Source organism: Billgrantia gudaonensis (genome assembly GCF_900100195.1).
Lineage (GTDB): Bacteria > Pseudomonadota > Gammaproteobacteria > Pseudomonadales > Halomonadaceae > Halomonas > Halomonas gudaonensis.
Genome location: NZ_FNES01000001.1, coordinates 65,737 through 90,328 on the forward strand (window position 1 = coordinate 65,737; position 24,592 = coordinate 90,328).

General features: G+C 62.2%; 20 protein-coding genes, 2 tRNA genes and 1 pseudogene. 16 read left to right on the forward strand and 7 right to left on the reverse strand.

The genetic code is table 11. The annotated features are described in order from the left end of the window. The first annotated feature begins 22 nt into the window (after nucleotides 1-22). From BLP96_RS00315 to BLP96_RS20035, 3 genes are all read left to right on the forward strand, one after another. A complete protein-coding gene (locus tag BLP96_RS00315) occupies nucleotides 23-1,093 on the forward strand; it encodes a nucleoid-associated protein (RefSeq protein ID WP_089681939.1) in 1,071 nt (356 codons plus the stop codon). A 5-nt stretch (nucleotides 1,094-1,098) separates the two neighbouring features. Next, nucleotides 1,099-2,580 (forward strand): hypothetical protein, encoded by a 1,482-nt coding sequence (locus BLP96_RS00320; RefSeq protein WP_089681941.1) that lies wholly within the window; start codon nucleotides 1,099-1,101, stop codon nucleotides 2,578-2,580. A gap of 193 nt (nucleotides 2,581-2,773) precedes the next feature. Beyond that, nucleotides 2,774-2,944: a hypothetical protein gene (locus BLP96_RS20035; protein ID WP_176761413.1), complete on the forward strand. Its 171-nt coding sequence runs from the start codon at nucleotides 2,774-2,776 to the stop codon at nucleotides 2,942-2,944. A 21-nt stretch (nucleotides 2,945-2,965) separates the two neighbouring features. On the opposite strand, the gene BLP96_RS20550 is transcribed toward BLP96_RS20035, so the two are convergent. The 3 genes and pseudogenes from BLP96_RS20550 to BLP96_RS20520 all read right to left on the reverse strand — a co-directional run. Next, nucleotides 2,966-3,106 (reverse strand): DUF4113 domain-containing protein, encoded by a 141-nt coding sequence (locus BLP96_RS20550; RefSeq protein ID WP_089681943.1) that lies wholly within the window; start codon nucleotides 3,104-3,106, stop codon nucleotides 2,966-2,968. After that, a complete protein-coding gene (locus tag BLP96_RS00330) occupies nucleotides 3,107-3,331 on the reverse strand; it encodes a hypothetical protein (RefSeq protein ID WP_089681946.1) in 225 nt (74 codons plus the stop codon). A 374-nt stretch (nucleotides 3,332-3,705) separates the two neighbouring features. Next, nucleotides 3,706-3,972, reverse strand: a pseudogene (locus BLP96_RS20520) (hypothetical protein); the annotation flags it as partial. Between the two features lie 36 nt (nucleotides 3,973-4,008). Here BLP96_RS20520 and BLP96_RS00335 point away from each other — a divergent pair. Beyond that, nucleotides 4,009-4,593, forward strand: a complete 585-nt coding sequence (locus tag BLP96_RS00335; RefSeq protein WP_245682108.1) for a hypothetical protein — start codon at nucleotides 4,009-4,011, stop codon at nucleotides 4,591-4,593. 7 nt (nucleotides 4,594-4,600) lie between these two features. On the opposite strand, the gene BLP96_RS20285 is transcribed toward BLP96_RS00335, so the two are convergent. Further along, nucleotides 4,601-5,197 (reverse strand): helix-turn-helix domain-containing protein, encoded by a 597-nt coding sequence (locus BLP96_RS20285; RefSeq protein ID WP_245682109.1) that lies wholly within the window; start codon nucleotides 5,195-5,197, stop codon nucleotides 4,601-4,603. Between the two features lie 324 nt (nucleotides 5,198-5,521). Here BLP96_RS20285 and gltX point away from each other — a divergent pair, with 324 nt between their 5' ends. From gltX to BLP96_RS00355, 3 genes are all read left to right on the forward strand, one after another. Beyond that, entirely contained in the window at nucleotides 5,522-7,000 is a 1,479-nt protein-coding gene (gltX, locus tag BLP96_RS00345) for a glutamate--tRNA ligase (protein ID WP_089681950.1), read from the forward strand. 248 nt (nucleotides 7,001-7,248) lie between these two features. Further along, nucleotides 7,249-7,324: transfer RNA gene (locus BLP96_RS00350), tRNA-Ala, on the forward strand. An 18-nt stretch (nucleotides 7,325-7,342) separates the two neighbouring features. Further along, nucleotides 7,343-7,418 (forward strand) — tRNA-Glu (locus BLP96_RS00355). A 484-nt stretch (nucleotides 7,419-7,902) separates the two neighbouring features. Here the strand turns inward: BLP96_RS00355 and BLP96_RS00360 are convergent. Together BLP96_RS00360 and gltA are read right to left on the reverse strand one after the other, a co-directional pair. Further along, nucleotides 7,903-8,793 (reverse strand): NAD(P)-dependent oxidoreductase, encoded by an 891-nt coding sequence (locus BLP96_RS00360; RefSeq protein ID WP_176761414.1) that lies wholly within the window; start codon nucleotides 8,791-8,793, stop codon nucleotides 7,903-7,905. A gap of 108 nt (nucleotides 8,794-8,901) precedes the next feature. Beyond that, nucleotides 8,902-10,185: a citrate synthase gene (gltA, locus tag BLP96_RS00365; RefSeq protein WP_089681952.1), complete on the reverse strand. Its 1,284-nt coding sequence runs from the start codon at nucleotides 10,183-10,185 to the stop codon at nucleotides 8,902-8,904. 490 nt (nucleotides 10,186-10,675) lie between these two features. On the opposite strand from gltA, the gene sdhC reads away from it, so the two are divergent. The 9 genes from sdhC (at nucleotide 10,676) to sucD (ending at nucleotide 22,261) form a co-directional block, all read left to right on the forward strand. Beyond that, the gene (sdhC, locus tag BLP96_RS00370; RefSeq protein WP_218118559.1) at nucleotides 10,676-11,053 is read left to right on the forward strand and encodes a succinate dehydrogenase, cytochrome b556 subunit; all 378 of its coding nucleotides are present in this window, start codon (nucleotides 10,676-10,678) and stop codon (nucleotides 11,051-11,053) included. Beyond that, entirely contained in the window at nucleotides 11,047-11,394 is a 348-nt protein-coding gene (sdhD, locus tag BLP96_RS00375) for a succinate dehydrogenase, hydrophobic membrane anchor protein (RefSeq protein ID WP_089681956.1), read from the forward strand. The genes sdhC and sdhD overlap by 7 nt, the downstream gene beginning before the upstream one ends. 3 nt (nucleotides 11,395-11,397) lie before the next feature. Then, nucleotides 11,398-13,170 (forward strand): succinate dehydrogenase flavoprotein subunit, encoded by a 1,773-nt coding sequence (sdhA, locus tag BLP96_RS00380; RefSeq protein WP_089681957.1) that lies wholly within the window; start codon nucleotides 11,398-11,400, stop codon nucleotides 13,168-13,170. 11 nt (nucleotides 13,171-13,181) lie between these two features. Further along, nucleotides 13,182-13,892: a succinate dehydrogenase iron-sulfur subunit gene (locus tag BLP96_RS00385; protein WP_089681959.1), complete on the forward strand. Its 711-nt coding sequence runs from the start codon at nucleotides 13,182-13,184 to the stop codon at nucleotides 13,890-13,892. Between the two features lie 254 nt (nucleotides 13,893-14,146). Continuing rightward, the gene (locus BLP96_RS00390) at nucleotides 14,147-16,978 is read left to right on the forward strand and encodes a 2-oxoglutarate dehydrogenase E1 component (RefSeq protein ID WP_089681961.1); all 2,832 of its coding nucleotides are present in this window, start codon (nucleotides 14,147-14,149) and stop codon (nucleotides 16,976-16,978) included. A gap of 42 nt (nucleotides 16,979-17,020) precedes the next feature. Next, nucleotides 17,021-18,595 (forward strand): 2-oxoglutarate dehydrogenase complex dihydrolipoyllysine-residue succinyltransferase, encoded by a 1,575-nt coding sequence (gene odhB / locus BLP96_RS00395; protein WP_089681963.1) that lies wholly within the window; start codon nucleotides 17,021-17,023, stop codon nucleotides 18,593-18,595. A 49-nt stretch (nucleotides 18,596-18,644) separates the two neighbouring features. Further along, nucleotides 18,645-20,084 carry a dihydrolipoyl dehydrogenase gene (gene lpdA / locus BLP96_RS00400; protein WP_089681965.1) on the forward strand — a complete coding sequence of 480 codons (1,440 nt, stop codon included), beginning with the start codon at nucleotides 18,645-18,647 and terminating at the stop codon, nucleotides 20,082-20,084. Nucleotides 20,085-20,222: 138 nt separating this feature from the next. Beyond that, on the forward strand, nucleotides 20,223-21,389 hold the full coding sequence (sucC, locus tag BLP96_RS00405) for an ADP-forming succinate--CoA ligase subunit beta (protein WP_089681967.1): 1,167 nt from the start codon (nucleotides 20,223-20,225) through the stop codon (nucleotides 21,387-21,389). Beyond that, nucleotides 21,389-22,261 (forward strand): succinate--CoA ligase subunit alpha, encoded by an 873-nt coding sequence (sucD, locus tag BLP96_RS00410; protein ID WP_089681969.1) that lies wholly within the window; start codon nucleotides 21,389-21,391, stop codon nucleotides 22,259-22,261. Before sucC ends, sucD begins: the two co-directional genes overlap by 1 nt. A 106-nt stretch (nucleotides 22,262-22,367) precedes the next feature. Here the strand turns inward: sucD and BLP96_RS00415 are convergent, their stop codons facing one another. Continuing rightward, the gene (locus tag BLP96_RS00415) at nucleotides 22,368-24,557 is read right to left on the reverse strand and encodes an EAL domain-containing protein (protein WP_176761415.1); all 2,190 of its coding nucleotides are present in this window, start codon (nucleotides 24,555-24,557) and stop codon (nucleotides 22,368-22,370) included. Nucleotides 24,558-24,592: the final 35 nt, after the last annotated feature.

Below are 24,592 nucleotides of genomic sequence, written 5' to 3' on the forward strand. Positions count from 1 at the left end.
ACAATAAATAAGGGGAGTACACATGGCAGGGCAACCATTGGAAGGCGTTCTTAGGCAGGGGCAGCGCGATACCCTGGAGGTCGTCGACTTTATCTTTCACATCATCGATCCCGAGGCTCCGGGGAGGGTCATAAAGCTCGATGAAGTACAGTTGCAGGACAGGCAGAGATCGTTCTTTCTCGACCGCCTACGGGATATCGCTGAAGGTACTCAATACATATTCAACCCCGACGTTCCGAATATTCAAGAACAAAGTCAACGATTGGTTAATGATCGAGCAGGGTTCGTAGAGCTTTCCTACAATATGACGCAGGAGTTCGCGCGCCTACACCGCGGAAATATGTCGGCAGGCATTTTCATCATCTCTGTGGTGCAATATTTAGCCAGCGCGCATGACTGGCAGCAACTTGTATTTCTGGTGAAGATGGATCAGCAGGAGTCCTTCATCTACAGATATGAGGATATTGACGGCCGGCGTGTCGCGATTGTCGATCAGGTTCCGAATGCTCTGAACGAAAACAAGCGAGCAATACAGAAGAGCGCCTTGATCGATGTTTCCAATCGGTTTGCTTGGAATGTGCTGGCCTTCGACCGGGTAAAGAAACCGGTGTTGGGCGACTATTATCAAGCTTTCCTTGGGGTGATCGAGCGTCAGCAAGATTCGGCGCTGACGAGGTCGGCTTATCAAGCGGTACGGAAATGGGCAAAGGAAATACCCCAAGATCAGCTACCTCCTGGTGAAGACGTGAACACGTATCGAGGGCGAGCTCTCAACTACCTCAATGACCATGATACCTTCGATACGGATGCGTTCTTGGACACAGTGGTGCGGAATGAGAACCCTGAAAAGAAGGCCGAGCATGTGCGGTCTCTTCGCGACTCCCTGGCCGAGGCTGGAATAGCGGGACAAACCTTCCGGTCGCGCCCCGATTCCCTTCCCAAGGCGCAGCGCAAGCAAATTTATGAAACCTCCGAAGGCGTCACGATCACCTATGAAGGCACTCCTGAGCAAGTAGGTATGCTGATTGAGCATTTGGATGGCGGAAGGTCACGAGTTACTATTGAAACTCATCAGCTGATACCGAAAGGCTAGTTGCCATGGCCACTGTTGTGGATCTGCTGCAGGCCATTGAGAAGCTACACTCGCATGCTTCGCAGGCGATTGAAGAGAGCTTTCGCTTGATTATGGAAGGTGGTTCGCTGAACGAGTCGGTTCGAGCGAAGCTATCTCATACCTTAGCGCTTGTCGATCAGTTGGAAATATCACCGCCAACGATATGGGCGGCTGATACCAACGAGAGGATCGATGCCGATGACCTTTCGGGTGAATGTTTCGATGATAGCCCTTGGCGTCTAGTTCTGGGAAAGACGCCCATTGCTAAACTTTTACAGGCGAGGGAGGACGAAACCACGTTGGTGTTTTTCAGCGTGGATGGTTTCCATCAATGGCTCAAAGCCTGGGACCCTTTCCTGCATCCTACTGGCAATATTCCCGATTTGGCCAACCCGACAACGATTCGGGTCAATGGGCTTTCACAAGGCGTAGGTGGCCCGTTGCTATGGGTGCTGCCGGCTGAGGGTTTACCTCCGCAAAATGATGATGTAGCCCTGCCAGAATCCGCTCAGGTCCATGGGTTGATACATACCAATGCAACCAAAGCGCTGCGGGTTTGCCCCAATATCTATGCTCTAACCTGGGGAAATCTCGGCAGTCCTGAGGTGGCGCCCTTGGTTACATTGAGCGCGGGAGTATTGTCCGCCTGCCTCGTCCAGGAACTGCGGTGTGTCGATGGTTCCTACGAAGCCACGCTGCAGGGCACCAAGCGGATTTCTTTGCCACTATTCGACGCCAACCAGGAATTGGACTCCGATACGCTGCAACGGTTAATTGAGGCGGTTTCCTGGGTGTATAAGGAGCGGCCTGAGACGCGGCTTGGGTTGCTGATGGACCGGCTTTCGATCGATATCGAACGCGATCAGTCGCTATTGTCAGGAATGGAAGACCATATCGAAGCTGCGTTACACCAAGCGCGTGACAGCTACGCTTTCGTGATTCTCGATCGTAAGGATGCCTATCACAAGGAAGTCCGCGAGCTGATGAAGGACATGAAGGCTCAGGCTGATCTATACGCGGCCAAGGTCCGGGATCTCGTCAATACACTCACCCGCGACGCGCTCGGTATGCTGGTGTTCATCGCTTTCTCGTTCATTGCGAGGTTCGATCGTCAGAACTTTAAGGCGCTATTGGAAAGCAATGAGCTGGCCCTACTGGTCAAGGTGTTGGCGGGTTTCCTGGTGTTGTCTTTCACCTTTCAGGCGATTGCGCACCTGCGCGATGTTACCCTCGCTAGCAAGGAGAGTGAGACATGGCTCGATGTACTACAGCATTACTCTTCGCAGGACGATAAACAGAACCGATTCCTTGAGCCCATCAGAAAGCGTCGAGAGACGTTCTATGTGGCATTGTTCATTGCAGCTGTTGCCTATGGGTTACTGGCCTGGGCGACCTGGAATTTGCCTGGCCTCATCTCTTCATTGCTTGGCGTAGATTCCTCGACTGTGGCAGTGCCGAAATCCTGATGGAATCGGTCGTGAGGTTATGCTGCTTGCGACACTTAGGCTAGGTATCGATCGTTCTGTGCTGCATGGTGTTCCCTTTTTGCTTATCCGCAATATCGATGTGTCGGCATTCATGAATGAAGAGGGCTAGAATAGCTAGCAGGGAAGAGGTTTATCGTATGCCAAACCGCAATATTGGCGGGGAGCCACCGATATGGAACAGCGCTTGACGCACTTGGAACAAGAGGTGCACGTCATCCGCGAGACGATGGCCACTAAGGGGGCGCTTGCCAAGACCGAAGCGAGCATCATCAAGTGGAATGTTGTCACCATCATCACGGTGGCGGCTTTGGTTTTTGCCATCATCTGCTTTGCAGGCGGCTGATTCTTCCTTCCTTCTCGCCTTCTATGCGCCTCGGTCCTTACCGGGGCATTGTTGTTTCTGGCCGGCCTCAACTGCAGGGATCTCTTTCCACCGCGTGGTGTATCTGGGGGTGCGGTGCGCGCAGCGCAGGTGCCAGGCGGCGTGCTTGCTGAACCGGCCCAATCAGGACGGCGTGGCGCTGGTCACGCCGATTTTACTGTCCAGCGACCGTTTCTCGGTGGCGTTGCCGCAGGTCTTGCAGGTGATGCGATAGCGGTTGAGCTCCAGCGCGTGTAGCTCGAACGTCTCCCATCGAGTGCATTTCCGCGTGCGGATTTCTGTGGCGCCACACGGGCACATCATTATCCAACCATCGATTGGATCCGGGATCAGCTCGATGTCTTTCATCGCTAGGCCTCCTGCCAGTCGGGAAAGCCTAGAAGGGGAGTGCTCCCTCAGATGTAGGCGATGCCTTACATTCCCTGTGCGGATACGCCGATACCGGCCAATAGGTATTGGTGCTGGGGATTTCGCTCCACCGCGTGGTGTCGCGCGGCGTCCGGTGTGTGCAGTGCCAGGTGCCAGGTGCCAGGCGGCATGGTTGCTGGGCTGGCCGAGGGTGACGGTGCCGCGCCCCATCTTCTGGTCGATCTCGTCCAGGGCTGCCATCAACGGTGGCCTTGGTCGCGTTGAGCCTGCTGCTCGGCGGTATTCAGCAGCAAGAGCTGTGCGCGGTTGGCGTCTAGCAGGTCGATGAGCATGACGCCGGCTCTCATGAACCGGTAGTGGGGGCGGTAGATGGCATGCAGTGCCTGGCTGGCGGCGGCGAGGATCGGCCGGCTGTCGTCGGTGGGCTCGGGCAGCTCGACGATGGCGCTGGGGCAGTACTGGGGAGATCCGGCCGGTGGCGGTTGGTCTCGAGGAAGACATACACGGCGCGGGTAACGCTGCCCTGGGCGCGGAGCTTCTCGGCGCTGCGTCGGTCGTGCACGGTTCGAGTGTGTTGGGTGTCTGTGGTGGAGCAGGGTGTTAGCCTTGACGTTTACCATTGAGGCCGGAGGGTCGGCATGAAGGCAAGGGCGTTGGTGAGCATCGTCACGCTGCTGCTATGGCTGGCAGGCTGTGGCGGCGGAGAGGACGGTTCGGCAACCGAGGGGGAGCGCGTGGGTGGCGTGGCCCAACCTGAGGCCGATACCGGTCGATCGGAGAGCACGTCGGACGATGAACAACCGACGGTAGAGCCCTTTACCGAACCGGCTCGCATCGAGGTCACGACCACGTTGCGTGGCGATCGAAGGTTGATGGTGGAAGGCGAGAGCAACCTGCCCGAGGGGTCTCGGCTGCAGGTCATGATCGAGCGCGAGTTGAGTGGCGTGCGCTGGCGCTCGCGCACCGCCGTCGAGAAAGGGCGCTTCGTGGCCGGACCTTTTGGACCCGGGAGTGGCTTGCCCGATGGTGGCTATATCCTCCGCGTCACCCTCACAGAGGCCGATGCACAGCCCGAAGAAGTCCGCGCCAGGATCGGCGAAGAAGGCGAGCATCTCAGCGGCCCGTTAGTGGTGACTTCACGCCATGGGCTGGGGCAAGTCATCAGCTATTCGAAGCGCTACCTGATTGGCAGTGAGCCGCGTCGTGCCACGGATCAAGTCGAAGTGCTGGAAGTCGAATGAAGCGGGTTCAGAGCCGTTCGCGTCGCCAGCGAGCCAGCACTTTTCCCACGACTCGCTGCGTACCGTCCATGGATGAGGACCCGGTCTCGTCGGCAGCCTCGCCGTGGCGCTGCAGCTCGCCCTGGCTGTTGCGTTCCAGGTAGGCGATGGTCAGCTTTCTGTCATCTTCGATGAGGTAGCGTCCGGCCCGGTCGAAGGCATCGGCCGGGCTGATGGCGGCGAGGTCCCCGGGGGCCAGGAAATCGAAGCGTTCGCCGGGGGCAGGGGTTATGAGGTAGCAGTCGTCTTGCCATTCGTCACCGGCAACCAGCTCCGCGGGCAGTGTGATTCGGTTGGCCGAGGGGGCGAGCCAGGGAGCGGGGGGCTTGCCATGCAGGTAGAGCGGGGTGGCGCGGCTAGTGTCGTCGCCTTCCAGCAGTTGGCTGAGAGGGCATTGCAAGGCCTCTGCCAGTGCCACCAGCCGCTCATGCCCGATCTGTTTGATGGCACCTGACTCCCAGTAGGAGATCGTTACATCGGAAACCCCGACCTTGCGCGCTAATGCGGCCTTGTTGAGGTTGGCATGCTGCCGTAACTGCTTGATACGTGGGCCCAATGCTTCCATCTCATCTTCCTGCCAGCAAGTGGTAATAGGGAAAAATGATCGTCGGTGATCGCGCTGTGTTGTGCAAATTTGACGCCTCAACGTTGAGACAACCTTTTTTCACGAGCGTTACCCGGGTGCTTCGCCATCGCTTCCGGCGAGGTGCGTTAGCGATTGGGAAGCGTCGACTCACGGAGGCATGTAGCAAGTCTTTCATCGCCCATCATGGACTCCTGTTACCGAGGATGATTCCCCATAGCGGCTGCCGCTTGCCGGTCAGGTGCGTATAATGCGCCTACCTCCCTGGTTTCAGGGTCTCACTCCACCGATTGGACCAAGGACGACATGACCGTACGCACTCGCATCGCGCCGTCTCCCACCGGCGACCCCCACGTCGGGACCGCCTATATCGCCCTGTTCAACCTCTGCTTCGCTCGCCAGCACGGTGGCCAGTTCATTCTGCGCATCGAGGATACCGATCGAGTGCGCTCCACCGCTGAATCCGAACGGATGATTCTGGACTCGCTGCGCTGGCTCGGCCTGGAGTGGGATGAGGGTCCGGATGTGGGCGGTCCCCACGGCCCCTATCGTCAGAGCGAGCGCGGCGATATCTACGCTGAATATGCACGTCAACTGATCGACGCGGGGCACGCCTTTCGCTGCTATCGAACCGCAGAGGAACTGGACGAGCTACGCGAGGCGCGCAAGGCGGCAGGCATGCACCTGGCCTTGAAACCATCCGACCTCGCCCTGCCCGATGAGGAGCAGGCGCGACGCGAGCGCGAGGGCTGGCCCCACGTGGTGCGCATGAAGGTGCCGGCCAGCGGGACCTGCGTCATCGACGACATGCTGCGCGGCCCCATCGAGGTCGACTGGGCCCAGGTGGACGCCCAGGTACTGCTCAAGTCCGATGGCATGCCCACTTATCATCTGGCCAACGTGGTCGACGATCATCTGATGGGCATCACCCATGTGCTGCGCGGCGAAGAGTGGATCAACTCGGCGCCCAAGCACCAGCTTCTCTACGAGTACTTCGGCTGGGAGATGCCAGCGCTGTGCCACATGCCGTTGCTGCGCAACCCCGACAAGTCGAAGCTCTCCAAGCGCAAGAATCCGACTTCGATCAACTACTATCGGCGCATGGGCTATCTGCCGCAGGCCGTGACCAACTATCTGGGGCGCATGGGCTGGTCGATGCCCGATGAACGCGAGAAGTTCAGTCTCGACGAGATGATGGCACACTTCGACATCCAGCGGGTGTCGCTGGGCGGGCCGGTGTTCGACCTCGACAAGCTCACCTGGCTCAACGGCCTGTACATTCGCGAAGACCTCGACGATGCCGCCTTCCTCAAGGCGCTGATGGCCTGGGCATTCAACGAAGAGTACGTATCGCAGATCCTGCCACAGGTGCGTACGCGGGTGGAGACGCTCTCCGAGGTGGCACCGCTTGCCGGGCATTTCTTCTCCGGCCTGCCGGCCATCGAGGAGCGCGATTTCGACGGCGTCAAACTGGGGCGCGAGGATCTGGTCAAGCTGCTGCAGTTCCTGGTGTGGCGTTTCGAAAGCGTCCCGGCGTGGAACAAGGAGGCGCTGCTCGGCGAGGTCAAGGCGCTCTCGGCGCATTTCGATCTCAAGATGAAAGCCTTCCTGGCGCCGGTGTTCATTGCCATTACCGGCTCGTCTTCGAGCACCTCGGTGATGGACGCCATGGCGATTATCGGTTCCGACATGACGCGGGCGCGTCTGCGCCATGCCATCGAGGTCCTCGGTGGCGTCTCCAAGAAGCAGGCCAAACGCTTCGAGAAGGAATTCCGGGAGCTGTAAGCCGTGGGCCGTGGGCTACGAGCAGGAAGTTGCAAGATGGCAGCGTCGGTGCATTAGGCTGCCGCAGCCCGCAGCCCGCAGCCCGCAGCCCGCAGCCCGCAGCCCGCAGCCCGCAGCCCGCAGCCCGCAGCCCGCAGCCCGCAGCCCGCAGCCCGCAGCCCGCAGCCCGCAGCTCGAAGCCCGAAGCCGATTTTCGACTTGACGAAGGCGGGGCGAATCAGTAACCTACGCTCCGTCTTCGCGAGTTCGGGGCCTTAGCTCAGCTGGGAGAGCGCGACACTGGCAGTGTCGAGGTCAGCGGTTCGATCCCGCTAGGCTCCACCATCCTCTTGCGATCGATGCGTCCCATTCGTCTAGTGGTCTAGGACACCGCCCTTTCACGGCGGTAACAGGGGTTCGAACCCCCTATGGGACGCCACTTCGATGACGACGCTGGCTCCTCGCCTGCGCTCTCAGGATGCCTGATGGCGTCTTTTCATTGGCTGCTCGCCGGTATTGCCGAGCCGTCACTTCCCTTGCGTGAAAATGGCATTGAAGCGCTGCACCTATGGTGTTTGGGGCTTGACTTGTCCACGTTGTCGCTCTTCGCAATGCCGTTGGCGACAGGCTGGGCGTAACTTGCCGTTTTGCGGGGGTTTTGAGAAAAACCCTTTTTATTCAATGCGTTACCCTTGATTAAAAAGTAATCAATTTAAGGGCAGCCCGCTACCCATGGCGATTCTGCGACCTTTTCGAGTGGTTGTGAACAGGCTTATCCACAGAATGTGTGGAAAACGCCGAGACCCGTGGATGAGGAGGGTTCTGATGGTGTCGGTCGGTGGTTTGTCAAGCGTGCAAGATGAGTTTTCTGGTACCTGGGAGGGAGCGGGCGTCACCGCCGTGGCAACGCCCGGAAGTGCGGCTCAGCGAGTGCCCAGCGCACGCAGCCGCCTCAGCAGCGAAGAGGTGTCCCAGCGACCGCCGCCCATGATCTGGACGTCGCCATAGAACTGGTCCACCAGGGCAGTGACCGGCAGGCGTGCCTGGAGGCGCCGTGCCTGTTCGAGGCAGATGCCTAGATCCTTGCGCATCCAGTTCACTGCAAAGCCATGTTCGTATTCGTCGGCGATCATGGTTTTGTGGCGGTTCTGCATCTGCCAGGAGCCGGCGGCGCCCTGTGAAATCACGTCAACGACACGCTGCTGGTCGAGGCCCGCCTGTTCGGCAAAATGCAATCCCTCGGCAAGTCCCTGAACCAGGCCGGCGATGCAGATCTGGTTGACCATCTTGGTCAACTGTCCGCTGCCGACGGCCCCCATCAAGGTGACGGCCCGTCCGTAGCGAGAGAGTACGGGCTCGGCGCGGGCGAAGTCGGCTTCGCTGCCGCCGCACATGATGGTGAGCGCGCCGTTCTCGGCACCCTGCTGGCCGCCGGAGACCGGGGCGTCGATGAAACCGATGTCTCGTTCGCGACAGGCGGCATCGAGCTCTTCGGCCAGGTCGGCAGAAGCCGTGGTGTGATCCACCAGCAGGCTGCCCGAACTCATGCCGGAGAGAGCGCCGTTTTCGCCGGTGGTGACCTGGCGAACGTCGTCATCGTTGCCCACGCACACCAGCACGAGCTCGGCGCCTGCGGCGGCGTCACGCGGCGTGGCGTGGTGGCTGCCACCGTACTCGCCCACCCAAGCCTCGGCCTTGGCGGCGGTGCGGTTGTAGACACGTACGGCAAGGCCGGCTCTGGCCAGGTGACCGGCCATTGGGTAGCCCATCACGCCCAGGCCGATGAAGGCAACGGTGGATATCTCTTGGTTCATCGTGAGGTTCCTTGGTTGTTGTCGATGCGATGTCATGAAGTCGAACGCAGAAAGCCGCCCGGAGGCGGCTTTCTGCGTGCGTGGCGGTTCGGCCGCCTGCCTGCCGGCTTACCTGGCAGGATAGTCGCGCTGGTCGTGTCCCGTATAGAGCTGACGCGGGCGACCGATCTTGTAACTGTCGCTGAGCATCTCGTGCCAATGGGAGATCCAGCCGATGGTGCGCGACACGGCGAAGATGACCGTGAACATGTTGGTGGGGATGCCCATGGCCTTGAGAATGATGCCGGAATAGAAATCGACGTTGGGATAGAGCTTGCGCTCGATGAAGTAGTCGTCTTCCAGAGCGATCTGCTCCAGGCGCTTGGCGATCTTGAGCTGAGGGTCGTCGATGCCGAGTTCGGCCAGCACCTCGTCGCAGGTCTCCTTCATCACCTTGGCGCGCGGGTCGAAGTTGCGGTAGACGCGGTGGCCGAAGCCCATCAGCTTGAAGGGGTCATCCTTGTCCTTGGCGCGGTCGACGAAGCGCTGAATGTTCTCCTCCGAGTCGTCGCCGATCTCGTCGAGCATCTTGAGTACCGCCTCGTTGGCGCCGCCGTGGGCCGGGCCCCATAGCGCGGCGATGCCGGCGCTGATGCAGGCGAACGGATTGGCGCCGGTGGATCCCGCCAGGCGCACCGTGGAGGTGGAGGCGTTCTGCTCGTGATCCGCATGGAGCATGAAGATGCGGTCCATGGCCTTGGCGTAGACCGGGTTGATCTTGTATTCCTCGCAGGGGTTGCTGAACATCATGTAGAGGAAGTTCTCTGCATAGCTCAGGTCGTTGCGCGGATAGTTGAACGGCTGGCCGATGTTGTACTTGTAGGACATCGCCGCGATGGTCGGCATCTTGGCGATCAGGCGGATGGCGCTGATGATGCGGTCTTGCTCGACGTTGATGTCCAGGTGGTCGTGATAGAAGGCGGCCAGCCCGCCGATCACGCCGCATAGAATCGACATCGGGTGGGCGTCGCGACGGAAGCCCTTGAAGAAGTTGTTGATCTGGTCGTGGACCATGGTGTGGTTGGTGATCCGCGACTCGAAATCGGCATATTGAGCGTCGTCGGGCAGCTCGCCGAACAGCAGCAGGTAGCAGAGCTCGACGAAATTCGACTGCTTGGCCAGCTGATCGATGGGGTAGCCGCGATGCAGCAGCACGCCCTGGCCGCCGTCGATGTAGGTGATGGCGGACTGGCAAGAGGAGGTTGCCATGAAGCCGGGGTCGTAGGTGAACAGGCCTTCGGCGCCGAGGCCGCGCACATCGACCACGTCAGGCCCCAGGGTGCCTGAGTAGACCGGCAGCTCGATCGTCTTGTCCAGGCCGTCTACCGTCAGTGTCGCTTTCCTGTCAGCCATGCTGGCCTCCTCTCGTCATCGAATGAAATCGTTAACTCGTTATTTCGCAAACGGTGTTTCCAACTGCTCGGGTCGTCAACAGCTTGGCCCGCGAAAAAGGTTCGCCCACTATAGAAGCGTTCCCGGGATTGTCAATTAGCCCATCGTGGCCGCACAGCTGTACATGTCGTGGCTCCAGGTATAGTTTCATGTACAACAAATGGTGCTGTGCACCATCGCCGTCGAAGCCGCGTCATCCCGGGTTTCGACGTCTTCCGTCGGCAGGAGGAGCGGCCTGGTTATGGGCTTGAACCATGGTCGAGTTCATCGGTCGTTCATTTGTCACTGGGGGTTCATGTCCCTATAATCCACACCGCGCGACTGGCAGGTACTCGTTGTCATGCCCGTCACGGCAACGGCGAGCCCCCTACCTCAAACCACCGCTTGCTTCACCCCGGCCAGCCAGCCGGAGGCCGCAACCGAAGCGAGCCAAGAGAGTGTGTATAGAGCCGTGAATAGCAAACGACCCGTCAACCTAGACCTCACCACGATACACTTCCCACTTCCCGCCTTGACGTCGATCGCCCATCGCATCACTGGCGTCATCCTCTTCATTGGTCTCATCTTCGCCTTCTGGGCCTTCGACAAGTCGCTGTCCTCGCCCGCCGGCTTCGCCGCCGTGAGCGACGCCCTGGCCAACAACGTCCTGGCCAAGCTGATCGCTTGGGGATTGCTGTCGGCACTGGCCTTTCATTTCGTGGCCGGTATCAAGCACCTGCTGATGGATGCCGACATCGGCGTGACCCTCGAGGGGGGCGTCAAGAAGGCGCAGATCACCGTGGTGGTGAGTGCCGTTCTCATCATTCTGGCAGGAGTCTGGGTATGGTAACCAACATCACCAACCTGGGTCGCAGCGGCCTTTCCGACTGGCTCATTCAGCGCGTCTCGGCGCTGGTGCTGGCCCTCTACACGCTGTTCATCGTTCTCTATCTGCTCTTCAATCCGGGGCTCGACTACGCCACCTGGAGCGGGCTCTTCGCCCAGACCTGGATGCGTATCTTCACGCTGCTGGCGTTGATCTCCATCGCGGCGCACGCCTGGGTGGGGCTGTGGACCGTGACCACGGATTATCTCAAGTCGACCGGCGTGCGCGTCGTCGCCCAGATCGTCATCATCCTGGCCATTTTCGTGTTCCTGGTCTGGGGTATTCAAGTGCTGTGGGGGGCCTGATAGATGTCCAATATGCGTAGTCTGACATTCGACGCCATCATCATCGGTGGCGGGGGCTCCGGCCTGCGAGCCGCGCTGGAGCTGGCCAAGTCCGGCAAGAAGACCGCCGTGCTCTCCAAGGTCTTCCCGACCCGCTCCCATACCGTCTCCGCTCAGGGCGGCATCACCTGTGCCATCGCCTCCGCCGACCCCAACGACGACTGGCGCTGGCACATGTACGACACCGTCAAGGGCGGCGACTACATCACCGACCAGGATGCGGCGGAATACATGTGTTCCGAAGGTCCCAAGGCGGTGTTCGAGCTCGAGCACATGGGGCTGCCGTTCTCGCGTTTCGATAACGGTCGCATTTACCAGCGCCCCTTCGGCGGCCAGTCCAAGGACTTCGGCAAGGGTGGCCAGGCGGCGCGTACCTGCGCGGCGGCAGACCGTACCGGCCACGCCTTGTTGCATACGCTCTACCAGAACAACCTGAAGAACAACACCACCTTCCTCAACGAGTGGTTCGCCGTCGACCTGGTGAAGAACGCCAACGGCGACGTGGTGGGCTGCATCGCCATGTGCATCGAGACCGGCGAAGTGGTGCACGTCAAGTCCAAGGCCACGGTGCTCGCCACCGGTGGGGCGGGGCGCATCTACGCTTCCACCACCAATGCCCTGATCAATACCGGTGACGGCATCGGCATGGCGCTGCGCGCCGGCTTCCCGATGCAGGACATGGAGATGTGGCAGTTCCACCCCACTGGCATCTATGGTGCCGGCGTGCTGGTGACCGAGGGCTGCCGCGGCGAGGGTGGCTATCTGGTCAACAAGGATGGCGAGCGTTTCATGGAGCGCTATGCGCCCAACGCCAAGGACCTTGCCGGTCGCGACGTGGTGGCGCGCTCCATGGTCATGGAGATCCTCGAAGGCCGTGGCTGCGGCGAAAACGGCGACCACGTCTTCCTCAAGCTCGATCATCTGGGCGAGGAAGTGCTCGGCAAGCGCCTGCCGGGCATCAGCGAGCTGTCCAAGATCTTTGCCCATGTCGATCCGACCGAGGCGCCGATTCCGGTGGTGCCGACCTGCCACTACATGATGGGCGGGGTGCCCACCAACGTGCATGGCCAGGCGATCATGCAGGACACCAAGGGCAAGGACAAGGTCATCAACGGCCTGTTCGCCTGCGGTGAGGCGGCCTGCGTGTCGGTGCACGGCGCCAACCGCCTGGGCGGCAACTCGCTGCTCGACCTGGTGGTATTCGGCCGCGCTGCGGGCATGTTCATCGAGAACGCCCTCAACGAGGGCGTCGATTACCTCGACGCTTCCGAGTCGGACGTGGATTCGGCGATGCAGCGCATCACCCGCTGGAACGAGTCGAGCGGCGGCGAGTCCGTGGCCGACCTCAAGGCCGAGCTGCAGGGCATCATGCAGACCAGCTTCGGCGTCTTCCGTCAGGAGGACAACATGCAGGAAGGGGTCAAGCAACTGGCCGACCTGCGCGAGCGTATCGCGAATGCTCACCTGGCCGACAAGTCGGGCGCCTTCAATACGGCGCGAGTCGAGGCGCTGGAGCTCGACAACCTGATGGAGGTGGCCGAGGCTACTGCCATTGCGGCGCTGGAGCGCAAGGAGAGCCGTGGTGCGCACTCTCGCTACGACTATCCGGATCGTGATGACGTCAACTGGCTGAAGCATTCCATGTACTTCCCGGCCCAGAAGAAAGTCGGCAAGCGCGACGTGAACTTCAAGCCGAAGACCGTCGATACCTTCGAGCCGAAAGTCCGTACCTACTGAGGGGAGTCACGATGTCCATGCTTCAGGTATTCATCTACCGCTACAACCCGGAAACCGACTCCGCGCCGTACATGCAGGAGTATCAGGTGGACACCCAGGGCCGCGACCTCATGGTCCTCAACGTCCTGGAAATGCTCAAGGCCGAGGATACCACCCTGGCCTACCGTCGCAGTTGCCGCGAAGGCGTGTGCGGCTCCGACGGCATGAACATGAACGGCAAGAACGGGCTGGCCTGCATCACGTCGCTCTCCGAGGTGGTCAAGGACGGCAAGCTCACCCTGCGCCCGCTGCCGGGGCTGCCGGTGGTGCGTGATCTCGTCGTCGACATGGCGCTGTTCTACAAGCAGTACGAGCGCATTCAGCCTTACCTGCAGAACGACGAGCCGGCCCCGGCCATCGAACGCCTGCAGTCCCCCAAGGAGCGCGACAAGCTCGACGGCCTCTACGAGTGCATCCTGTGCGCCTGCTGTTCGACCGCCTGTCCGTCCTTCTGGTGGAATCCGGACAAGTTCGTCGGCCCGGCGGGTCTGTTGCAGGCCTATCGCTTCCTGGCCGATTCCCGCGACACGGCGACTCGCGAGCGCTTGTCGGATCTCGAGGATCCGTTCAGCGTGTTCCGCTGCCGCGGCATCATGAACTGCGTGGCGGTATGCCCCAAGGGGCTCAATCCAACCCGCGCGATCGGCAAGATCCGCGAGATGCTGCTCGCCGATGCCACTTAAATCGTGGCGCCCGGCTTGCTATCATGGCAGTCGGTTTTCCAGCCGCGACAACCTGTCGCGGCTGGCCTGTGAGCAGCAAGACGAGAGCCGGTGCCCTGGGTACCGGCTCTTGACCATGCAACATTCACGGTTTCGGCCCCCATGGCCCGAGACGCCGGCGATGAAGACGCCCCTCCGGCAGGGCATTACCCAGGCCGCCGCGGCTGGGCCGTGACGGCGCCGACTACACCCCATCAGTGCAGGGTGACCGAGAGATGCAACAAGGCATAATGGAGTTGATGTGGAGCAGCTCCCATGTGAGCGGCAGCAACGTTCACTATGTGGAGGCGCTCTACGAGCAATACCTCGCCGACCCCGGTTCCGTCCCCGACGAGTGGCGAACCTACTTCGATCAGCTGCCCAATCCCGATGGCAGCGCTTCTCAGGATGTTCCGCTGAGCCCCATCCGCGATCAGTTCCATCAGCTGGCTCGTGCGCGCCGCACGACCGCGGCACCGGCCGCTGAAAGCGGTGAGAACCGCAAGCAGGTCAAGGTGCTGCAGCTGATCAACGCCTATCGATTCCGGGGTCACCAGAAGGCCAACATCGATCCCCTCGGCCTGCGCAGCCAGACCCCCATTCCCGATCTCGACCTCTCCTTTCATCAGCTCACCAAGGACGACCTGGATACCGAATTCCAGACCGGCTCGTTCTTCCTGGGCATGGACAAGGCCTCGCTGCGCGAGATCGTCGATGCCCTGGAGCAGACCTACTGTCGCTCCATCGGCTGCGAGATCATGCACATCGTCGATACCGAAGAGAAGCGCTGGCTGCAGCAGCGTTTCGAGTCGGTGCGCAGTGCGCCCAAGTACAGTGACGAGGTTCGCAAGCACCTGCTGGAGCGGCTGACCGCCGCCGAGGGTCTGGAGAACTACCTGGCTTCCAAGTATCCGGGGACCAAGCGCTTCGGCCTCGAGGGCGGTGAGGCGTTCATCCCCATGATGGACGAGCTGATCCAGCGCGCTGGCGGTTACGGCACCAAGGAAGTGGTCATCGGCATGGCCCACCGCGGCCGTCTCAACCTGCTGGTCAACATCCTCGGCAAGAACCCTTCCGAGCTGATCGACGAGTTCGATGGCAAGAAGGTCATCGAGCGTGGCTCGGGCGACGTGAAGTATCACCAGGGCTTCAGTTCCAACGTCATGACGCCGGGCGGCGAAGTCCACCTGGCGCTGGCCTTCAATCCCTCGCACCTGGAAATCGTCGCTCCGGTGGTCGAAGGTTCGGTGCGCGCCCGTCAGGACCGGCGCGACGATCTCGCCGGCGACAAGGTGCTACCGATCAACGTGCACGGCGATGCCGCCTTTGCCGGTCAGGGCGTGGTCATGGAAACCTTCCAGATGTCCCAGACCCGCGCCTACAAGACCGGCGGCACGGTGCACATCGTCATCAACAACCAGGTCGGCTTCACCACCTCGCACCCGCAGGATACGCGCTCCACCGAGTACTGCACCGACATCGCCAAGATGGTGCAGGCGCCGATCTTCCATGTGAATGGCGATGATCCGGATGCGGTGCTGCACGCCACGCAGGTGGCGCTGGACTACCGCCAGCAGTTCCACAAGGACGTGGTCATCGACCTGGTCTGCTACCGCCGCCGCGGCCACAACGAGGCCGACGAACCGTCCGGCACCCAGCCGATGATGTACCGCAAGATCAAGCAGCATCCCTCGTCACGCAGCCTCTATGCGCAGCGGCTGGTCGAGCAGGGCGTGCTCGATGAGGACCAGGCCAAGGCGATGGTCGAGACCTACCGTGAAGACCTCATGGCCGGCAATCACGTGGCCAACGCCCTGGTGCAGGAGCCCAATACCTCGCTGTTCGTCGACTGGACGCCCTATATCGGTCATGAATGGACCGCGCACGCCGATACCACCGTCGAGATGAAGCGCCTGCAGCGTCTGGCGGCACGCATGTGCGAAATTCCCGACGGGGTCGATGTGCAGCGTCAGGTCGCCAAGATCTACGAGGATCGTCGCAAGATGCAGGCTGGCGGTTTGGCCCTCAACTGGGGGTTCGCCGAGACCCTGGCCTACGCCACCCTGCTCGACGAGGGGCACCCGGTGCGCATCACCGGTCAGGACGTGGGGCGCGGCACCTTCTCCCACCGCCATGCCGTGGTGCACAACCAGAAGGACGGCACCACCTACGTGCCGCTGCAGCACATGAGCGACGGGCAGCCACGCTTCACCATCCATGACTCCTTCCTCTCCGAGGAGGCGGTATTGGGTTTCGAGTACGGCTATGCCACGACGGCTCCCAACGACCTGGTGATCTGGGAAGCGCAGTTCGGCGACTTCTTCAACGGCGCCCAGGTGGTGGTCGATCAGTTCATCTCCTCCGGCGAGACCAAGTGGGAGCGCCTGTGCGGACTGACCATGCTGCTGCCCCACGGCTACGAAGGGCAGGGGCCGGAGCATTCTTCGGCGCGCCTGGAGCGCTTCCTGCAGCTGTGTGCCGAGCACAACATGCAGGTCTGCGTGCCCACCACGCCGGCACAGATCTTCCACTTGCTGCGCCGTCAGGTCATCCGCCCGCTGCGCAAGCCACTGGTGGTGATGTCGCCCAAGAGTCTGTTGCGCCACAAGGAGGCGGTCTCGAGCCTCGACGACCTGGCCAACGGGAGTTTCCAGCCGGTACTGTCCGACCAGGGCAACCTGGCCGCCGAAAAGGTCAAGCGCGTGGTGTTGTGTGCCGGCAAGGTCTATTACGAACTGGCCGCCTGGCGCGAGGACAACGAGCGCGACGATACCGCGATATTGCGTGTCGAGCAGCTCTACCCCTTTCCCAAGGAGGAGCTCTTCGAGGCGCTCAAGGCCTACGTCAACATCGAGACCGTGGTGTGGTGCCAGGAAGAGCCACTCAACCAGGGGGCCTGGTATCCCAGCCAGCACCACATGCGCGCCGTGGTCGACATGCTCAAGGAGGGTCTGGGTGGCGAGCTCAAGTTCGCCGGCCGTCCCGCCTCCGCGGCTCCGGCCTGCGGCTACATGTCCGTGCACATCGAACAGCAGCGACAGCTGGTGGAAGACGCCTTCACCATTTGACGCCTTTCACCGGGACGAGAGAGATTACACAAGGGAAACGACATGGCTACCGATATCAAAGCGCCCACCTTTCCGGAATCCGTCGCCGAAGGCACCGTGGCGGCCTGGCACAAGAAACCCGGGGACAGCGTCGAGCGCGACGAACTGATCGTCGAGATCGAGACCGACAAGGTGGTGCTCGAGGTGGTGGCGCCCGAGGCCGGCACCCTCAGTGAGGTGACGGTCGAAGAGGGCGAGACCGTTGCCTCCGAGCAGGTGCTGGGCAAGATCGGTGAAGGCAAGTCCGGCGGGGGCAAGGATGACGAGAAATCCGAGGCCAAGGCGGAAGAGCCAGCCGAGGCCAAGGCTGAGAAGAAGGCCGACGCCCCGGCAGCCGCTGGCAAGCAGCACGAGGTAAAGGCACCGAGCTTCCCCGAGTCGATCCAGGAAGGCACCGTGGCCAGTTGGAACAAGCAGGTCGGCGAGGCGGTCAAGCGCGATGACGTGCTGGCCGAGATCGAGACCGACAAGGTGGTGCTCGAGGTGGTGGCGCCGGCCGATGGCGCGCTCACCGAGATCAAGGCCGAGGAGGGCAGTCAGGTCGAGTCCGAGGCGGTGTTGGCACTGTTCGCCGAAGGCGCCGGCGGGGAGAGTGCGGGCAGCGGCTCCGAGGCGTCGGCTGCGACCGCTGACGACAGCGCCGAGGCCGAGGAAGAGTCGGCCGGCGACAAGATCCTGGCGCCGGCGGCGCGCAAGCTGGTGGCCGAGCACGACCTCGACGTCAACAAGATCGAGGGCACCGGCAAGGGGGGACGCATCCTCAAGGAAGACGTCCAGAAGGCCGTGAAGGATGGCAGCGCCAAGAAGGTCGCCCAGCAGCCCAAGACCGCCGGCACTCTGGAGCAGGCCGCGGCTGCGGCGCCGGTGGTCGAAGGCGAGCGCCCCGAGAAGCGCGTGCCGATGAGCCGCCTGCGCCAGACCATCGCCAAGCGACTGGTCCAGGCGCAGCAGACCGCGGCCATGCTCACCACCTACAACGAGGTGGACATGGGCGCGGTAATGGACCTGCGCGCCCAGTACAAGGAGACCTTCCTCAAGGCCCACGACACCAAGCTCGGCTTCATGGGCTTCTTCGTCAAGGCGGCCTCCGAGGCACTCAAGCGGTTCCCCGACGTCAACGCCTCCATCGACGGCACCGACATCGTCTATCACGGCTACCAGGACATCGGCGTGGCCGTGTCCACCGATCGTGGCCTGGTGGTACCGGTGCTGCGCGATACCGACAGCATGAAGATCGCCGATGTCGAGAAGAGCATCGTCGATTTCGGCAAGCGGGCCCGCGACGGAAAGCTCGGCATCGACGAGATGCAGGGTGGCACCTTCACCATCACCAACGGCGGCATCTTCGGCTCGCTGATGTCGACCCCGATCCTCAATCCGCCGCAGACTGCCATCCTGGGCATGCACAAGATTCAGGAGCGCCCCATGGCGGTCAACGGCAAGGTCGAGATCCGCCCGATGATGTACCTGGCGCTCTCCTACGACCACCGCATGATCGACGGCAAGGACGCAGTGCAGTTCCTGGTCACCATCAAGGAGCTGCTCGAGGATCCGGCGCGTCTGCTGCTGGATGTCTGAGTCTGCCGACGTCATCGTCACAACGCGAACCGATCAATAGGAAAACCACATGGCCGATAAATACGATGTGATCGTCATTGGCGCGGGCCCCGGGGGCTACGTGGCCGCCATCCGTGCCGCTCAACTGGGGCTGAAGACCGCCTGCGTCGAGAAGTGGGTCAACAAGGAGGGCAAGACCGTCCACGGCGGCACCTGCCTCAACGTGGGCTGCATTCCTTCCAAGGCGCTGCTGGAGACGTCTCACAAGTTCGTCGAGACGCGCGACCACTACGACGAGATCGGTATCGAGGTGGGTGAGCTCAAGCCCAACGTCGCCAAGATGCTCGAGTTCAAGGAGAAGGTGATCGCCAAGAACGTCGGCGGCATCAGCGCCCTGTTCAAGGCCAATGGCGTCACCGCCCTGGAAGGCACCGGCAAGGTGGTCGGCAACAAGCAGGTCGAGGTGACCGGCCACGACGGCGACAAGGCCACCTACGAAGCCGACAACATCGTCATTGCCGCCGGCTCCGTGCCGGTGGAGATCCCGCCGGCTCCGCTGACCGAGGATCTGATCGTCGACTCCACCGGCGCCCTGGAGTTCACCGAGGTGCCCGAGCGCCTGGGCGTGATCGGCGCCGGTGTCATCGGCCTGGAACTGGGCAGCGTGTGGAAGCGCCTGGGCAGCCAGGTCACCATGCTCGAAGCGCTGGACACCTTCCTGCCCATGGTCGACAAGGACGTGGCCAAGGAGACTCAGAAGCTGCTCAAGAAACAGGGCCTGGACATCAAGCTCGGTGCTCGGGTCACCGGCGCCGAGGTCAAGGGCAAGGAAGTCGTGGTCAAGTACAGCGACGGCAGCGGCGAGCAGGAGCAGACCTTCGACAAGTTGATCGTTTGTGTCGGCCGCCGCCCCTACACCAAGGGCGTGGTCGCCGAGGGCGTGGGCGTGGAACTGGACGAGCGCGGTTTCATTCATGTCGACGACCAGTGCCGTACCAGCGTGCCGGGCATCTATGCCATCGGCGACTGCGTGCGTGGCCTGATGCTGGCTCACAAGGCCTCCGAGGAGGGCGTGATGGTGGCCGACATCATTGCCGGCCACAAGGCGGAGATGAACTACGACGCGGTGCCCAGCGTGATCTACACGTCGCCGGAAGTGGCCTGGGTCGGGTTGACCGAACAGGACGCCAAGGCCAAGGGCATCGAGGTCAAGACCGGCTCCTTCCCGTTCGCCGCCAACGGCCGGGCGCTGGCCAACAATGCGCCGGAAGGCCTGGCCAAGATCGTGGCCGATGCCGAGACCGATCGCATCCTCGGTATGCACATCGTCAGCCAGCACGCCGGCGAGCTGATCGCCCAGGGCGTGATAGCGCTGGAGTTCGGCTCCAGCGCCGAGGATCTGGCGCTGACCTGCTATGCGCATCCCAGCACCTCGGAAGCCATCCACGAAGCGGCGCTGGCGGTGGACGGTCATGCCATCCACATGGCCAATCGCAAGAAGCGCAAGTAAGCACAACAAGCGCCACCTGCGGGTGGCGCATCGCTTCCGGCCAAGTATCGGAAGCGGTCGGTGGTGGTCTGGATGCCGCGCCCCATCGGTGTCGGCTGGGCCGCCGTTCGAGTCACATGCAACCAATGGCATGAATCGATGAACCTTCACGAGTATCAGAGCAAGCAGCTGTTTGCCGATTACGGTCTGCCGGTGTCCAAGGGCTTCGCCGTGGACACCCCCGAGGAAGCCGCGGAAGCGTGCAAGAAGATCGGCGGCGACATGTGGGTCGTCAAGGCCCAGGTCCACGCCGGCGGTCGCGGCAAGGCGGGCGGCGTCAAGCTGATCAAGAGCCCCGAAGAGGCCAAGGCCTTCGCCGAGCAGTGGCTGGGCAAGAACCTGGTGACCTTCCAGACCGACGAGAACGGTCAGCCGGTCGCCAAGATCCTGGTCGAGAACTGCACCGACATCGCCTCCGAGCTCTATCTCGGTGCCGTGGTCGATCGTGGCACCCGCCGCGTGGTGTTCATGGCCTCCACCGAGGGCGGCGTGGAGATCGAGAAGGTCGCCGAGGAAACTCCCGAGAAGATCCTCAAGGCCGAGATCGACCCGCTGGTGGGCGCCCAGCCCTACCAGGCGCGTGAGCTGGCTTTTGCCCTCGGCCTCAAGGGCGAGCAGGTCAAGCAGTTCACCAAGATCTTCCTGGGCCTTTCGCGCCTGTTCCACGAGAAGGATCTGGCGCTGCTCGAGATCAACCCGCTGGTGATCACCGACGAGGGCAACCTGCACTGCCTCGACGCCAAGGTCAATCTGGACGGCAACGCCCTGTATCGCCACCCCGACCTGCAAGCGCTGCGCGACCCCTCCCAGGAGGATTCGCGCGAGGCCGAGGCGGCCGAGTGGGAACTCAACTACGTGGCCTTGGAAGGCAACATCGGCTGCATGGTCAACGGCGCCGGGCTGGCCATGGGCACCATGGACATCATCAAGCTCAATGGCGGGCAGCCGGCCAACTTCCTGGACGTCGGCGGCGGTGCCACCAAGGAGCGCGTGGCGGAAGCCTTCAAGCTGATCCTCTCCGACGACTCCGTCAAGGCGGTGCTGGTCAACATCTTCGGCGGCATCGTGCGCTGCGACATGATCGCCGAGGGCATCATCGGGGCCGTCGAACAGGTCGGCGTCAACGTGCCGGTGGTGGTGCGTCTTGAGGGTAACAACGCCGAGCTGGGTGCCGAGAAACTGGCCTCCAGCGGACTGAACATCATCGCTGCCAAGAGCCTCACCGATGCGGCTCAGCAGGTCGTCAAGGCAGCGGAGGGCAAGTAATGAGCATCCTGATCGACAAGAACACCAAGGTCATCTGCCAGGGCTTCACCGGCGGGCAGGGGACCTTCCACTCCGAACAGGCTCTCGCCTACGGTACCCAGATGGTCGGCGGCGTGACCCCGGGCAAGGGGGGCCAGGAGCACCTGGGCCTGCCGGTGTTCAACACCGTTAAGGAAGCCGTCGCCAAGACCGGCGCCGAGGCCAGCGTCATCTACGTGCCGGCACCGTTCTGCAAGGATTCCATCCTCGAGGCCGCCAACGCCGGCATCAAGCTGATCGTGTGCATCACCGAGGGCATCCCCACCCTGGACATGCTCGACGTCAAGGTGAAGTGCGACGAGCTGGGCGTGCGCCTGATCGGCCCCAACTGCCCCGGCGTGATCACCCCTGACGAGTGCAAGATCGGCATCATGCCGGGTCATATCCACCAGGCGGGCAAGGTGGGCATCGTGTCGCGTTCCGGCACCCTGACCTATGAAGCGGTCAAGCAGACCACCGATCACGGCTTCGGCCAGTCCACCTGCGTGGGCATCGGCGGCGACCCCATCCCGGGCTCCACCTTCATCGACATCCTCGCCGAGTTCGAGAAGGACCCGGCGACAGAGGCGATCGTGATGATCGGTGAAATCGGCGGTACCGCCGAGGAGGAAGCCGCGGCCTTCATCAAGGAGAACGTCTCCAAGCCGGTGGTTTCCTACATCGCCGGCGTCACCGCGCCTCCTGGCAAGCGCATGGGCCACGCCGGCGCCATCATTGCCGGCGGCAAGGGCACCGCGGACGAGAAGTTCGCTGCCCTGGAAGCCGCGGGCGTCAAGACCGTGCGCTCGCTGGCCGAGATCGGCGACGCTCTGAAGCAAGTGACCGGCTGGTAAACGCCGACTTGGTTGGCGTTACCCTCAAAGGGCACCTTCGGGTGCCCTTTTCGATTGACGGCATCGCTGAACGAAGGCCGCCGCACTCTCTCGCATGTCGCATGCGTTACTCCGCTCTCTGTAAGCGGGTCGCTGCGCTTTCCACCATGGTGAGACCAGCCTGGACTCCTTCCAGATAGGCCATCAGCGGTATGGGGTGGGCGATGCCGAAACCCTGCAGACAGTGAACGCCGAGCTGGTACAACGCCTCGACTTGCACCGGCGTTTCGACGAACTCGGCGACCACTCTCGCTCCCAGGTATTCGGCAATGGCGCAGGTCGCCCGGACCACTTCACGATCGAAGCCCGGCGTGGCGATGTGCTGGATGAAGCGGCCGTCGATCTTCAGTTCCTGGACGGGATAGTCCTGGAGATAGGCGAAACTGGCTTGACCGGTGCCGAAGTCGTCGATGGCCAGGCGAGCGCCCAGAGCGTGCAGCGCCCGAACGTTCTCGCGAGCGACCTGAACGTCGTGAATCACCATGGACTCGGTGATCTCCAGGCACAGGCGTTCTGCCGGCCAGCCGTACTGCGTCAAGTACTGACTCAACGCACTGACCAGCCCTGCGCTGGCCAAGGAGTCGCCGGAAAGGTTGATGGCCAGCTCGGTCAAGCGTTCGCCACCCGGATGCGTGCTGACCTCGGCCAGGGCATTGGACACGACCCAGGCGTCCACGCGCGGCATCAGTCCGAAGTTCTCGGCGACGGGCAGGAAGGCCCCGGCACCCAGCAGCTCACCGTTCGGTTGCCGCCAGCGCAAGAGTACCTCGGCACGTGCCAACTTGGGTTGTTGGCGATCCAGAATGGGCTGGACGAACAGCTCGAATCCCCCATTGCGGGTATCCCCCGCCAAGGCATCGCGTAGGCGACCGGCCCAGCGCAGCGTCTCGCGATGCGCCTCGATCAGGTGGTCCGGAGCACCATGATGGCGATAGAAGCGCTCGTTTTCCTGTTGGCCTGCCCGCGTGCAGGCCATCAGCAGGATCGACGTCAAATGGCGCGCATCAGCGTTCTCGACTCGTTCCACCAGCGCCATGCGCAATCCCAGGCGGGCATTGGCAAGGCTTCCGCCGCGCTCCGAACGCTGGAAGGCCTGGCGCAACGCTTCGATGAGCTCCGCACGTGCCTCGCCATGGGGCACCAGCAGCGCAAAGAGCCCCGGCTGGAGACGTGCTCCCAGTCCCTGTCGTACCGGCACCGTGGCCCGCAGGGTATCGGCAATGTCGCGTTCCAGGGCGTGAACCTCATCCAGCCCCGTGAGGGTCGCCAGGTCGTCGATATCCGGCACCTGGATGCCGATGAGTGCATAGCGTTCATCGGTCGCCTTGTGAGCCAAGCGCTCGGTCATGCCCAGATCATTGTAGAGGCCGGTAAGGCCATCGCGCCGGCTCGCCTGCTCCAGACGCCGATTGGCCCGATGGTAGGAGTGCACGGCTTCGATGGAGAGAAAACCGATCAGCGCCGCGGTGAACAGCACCATCTGGCCCTGCAGCATGGCCGTTTCGTCCAACACGCCCTTGGCATCGGTGAACAGCTCGAGATGCACCGTCGTCCAGGCCAGTACGAACAACGGAACCACCAGCCGAGGAAGACCCACCGGCAGCAGATAGACGGCCAGTATCGGCAGCACCAGGCCCAGATAAAGCAGCCAGTCGGAGAACGCTCGGGGTAGTGCCGGGATTTCCGCTATCGCCACCAGCACGACGATGGCCAGCAGGCACCAGGCCAACAACGGTCGCAGGGAGCGTGACTCACCGCTGGGAGGCACCCAGGAGCGAATTCCATGAAGCAGCCATTGCCGGGCCAGCGGCGTGAAGAGCAGCACGGAAGTCGCCTCGGAGAGCCACAGCCCGATCGCCAGTTCCGGCGCAGGCAGGCCGCTGGCGAACTGCCAGACTCCCAGCAGGGTGAAGAGACTCGCGCTGAGGATGGCGATGATCGGCACACGCAGCAGGCGCCGCGCCTGATCGCGCTCGACGTGTCTCTCCAGCCACCGGGAAAACCCAGCCACGAAGAGCATCAGCAGCAGGAAGGTGCCAGTGCCCACCACGATGTCCAGAGGCGCATCGCCACGTGCCAGGTTCCAGCTCAGGGCCGCCGCGGCGAAATAGGGTACCGGCTTCAGGCCAATGGCCAGTATCGTTCCGTAAGCCAGCGAGTTGGCCAACCACAGCGGTGAAATCGGCATGTTGGCGGACATGGCCGGGAGCAAAGCGCTGACGGCCAGCGCCGCCAGCCACCAGGTGGTAAAGGCCAAAGCGCCTTGCTGCCATGCGGCGAATCGCGAGAGAG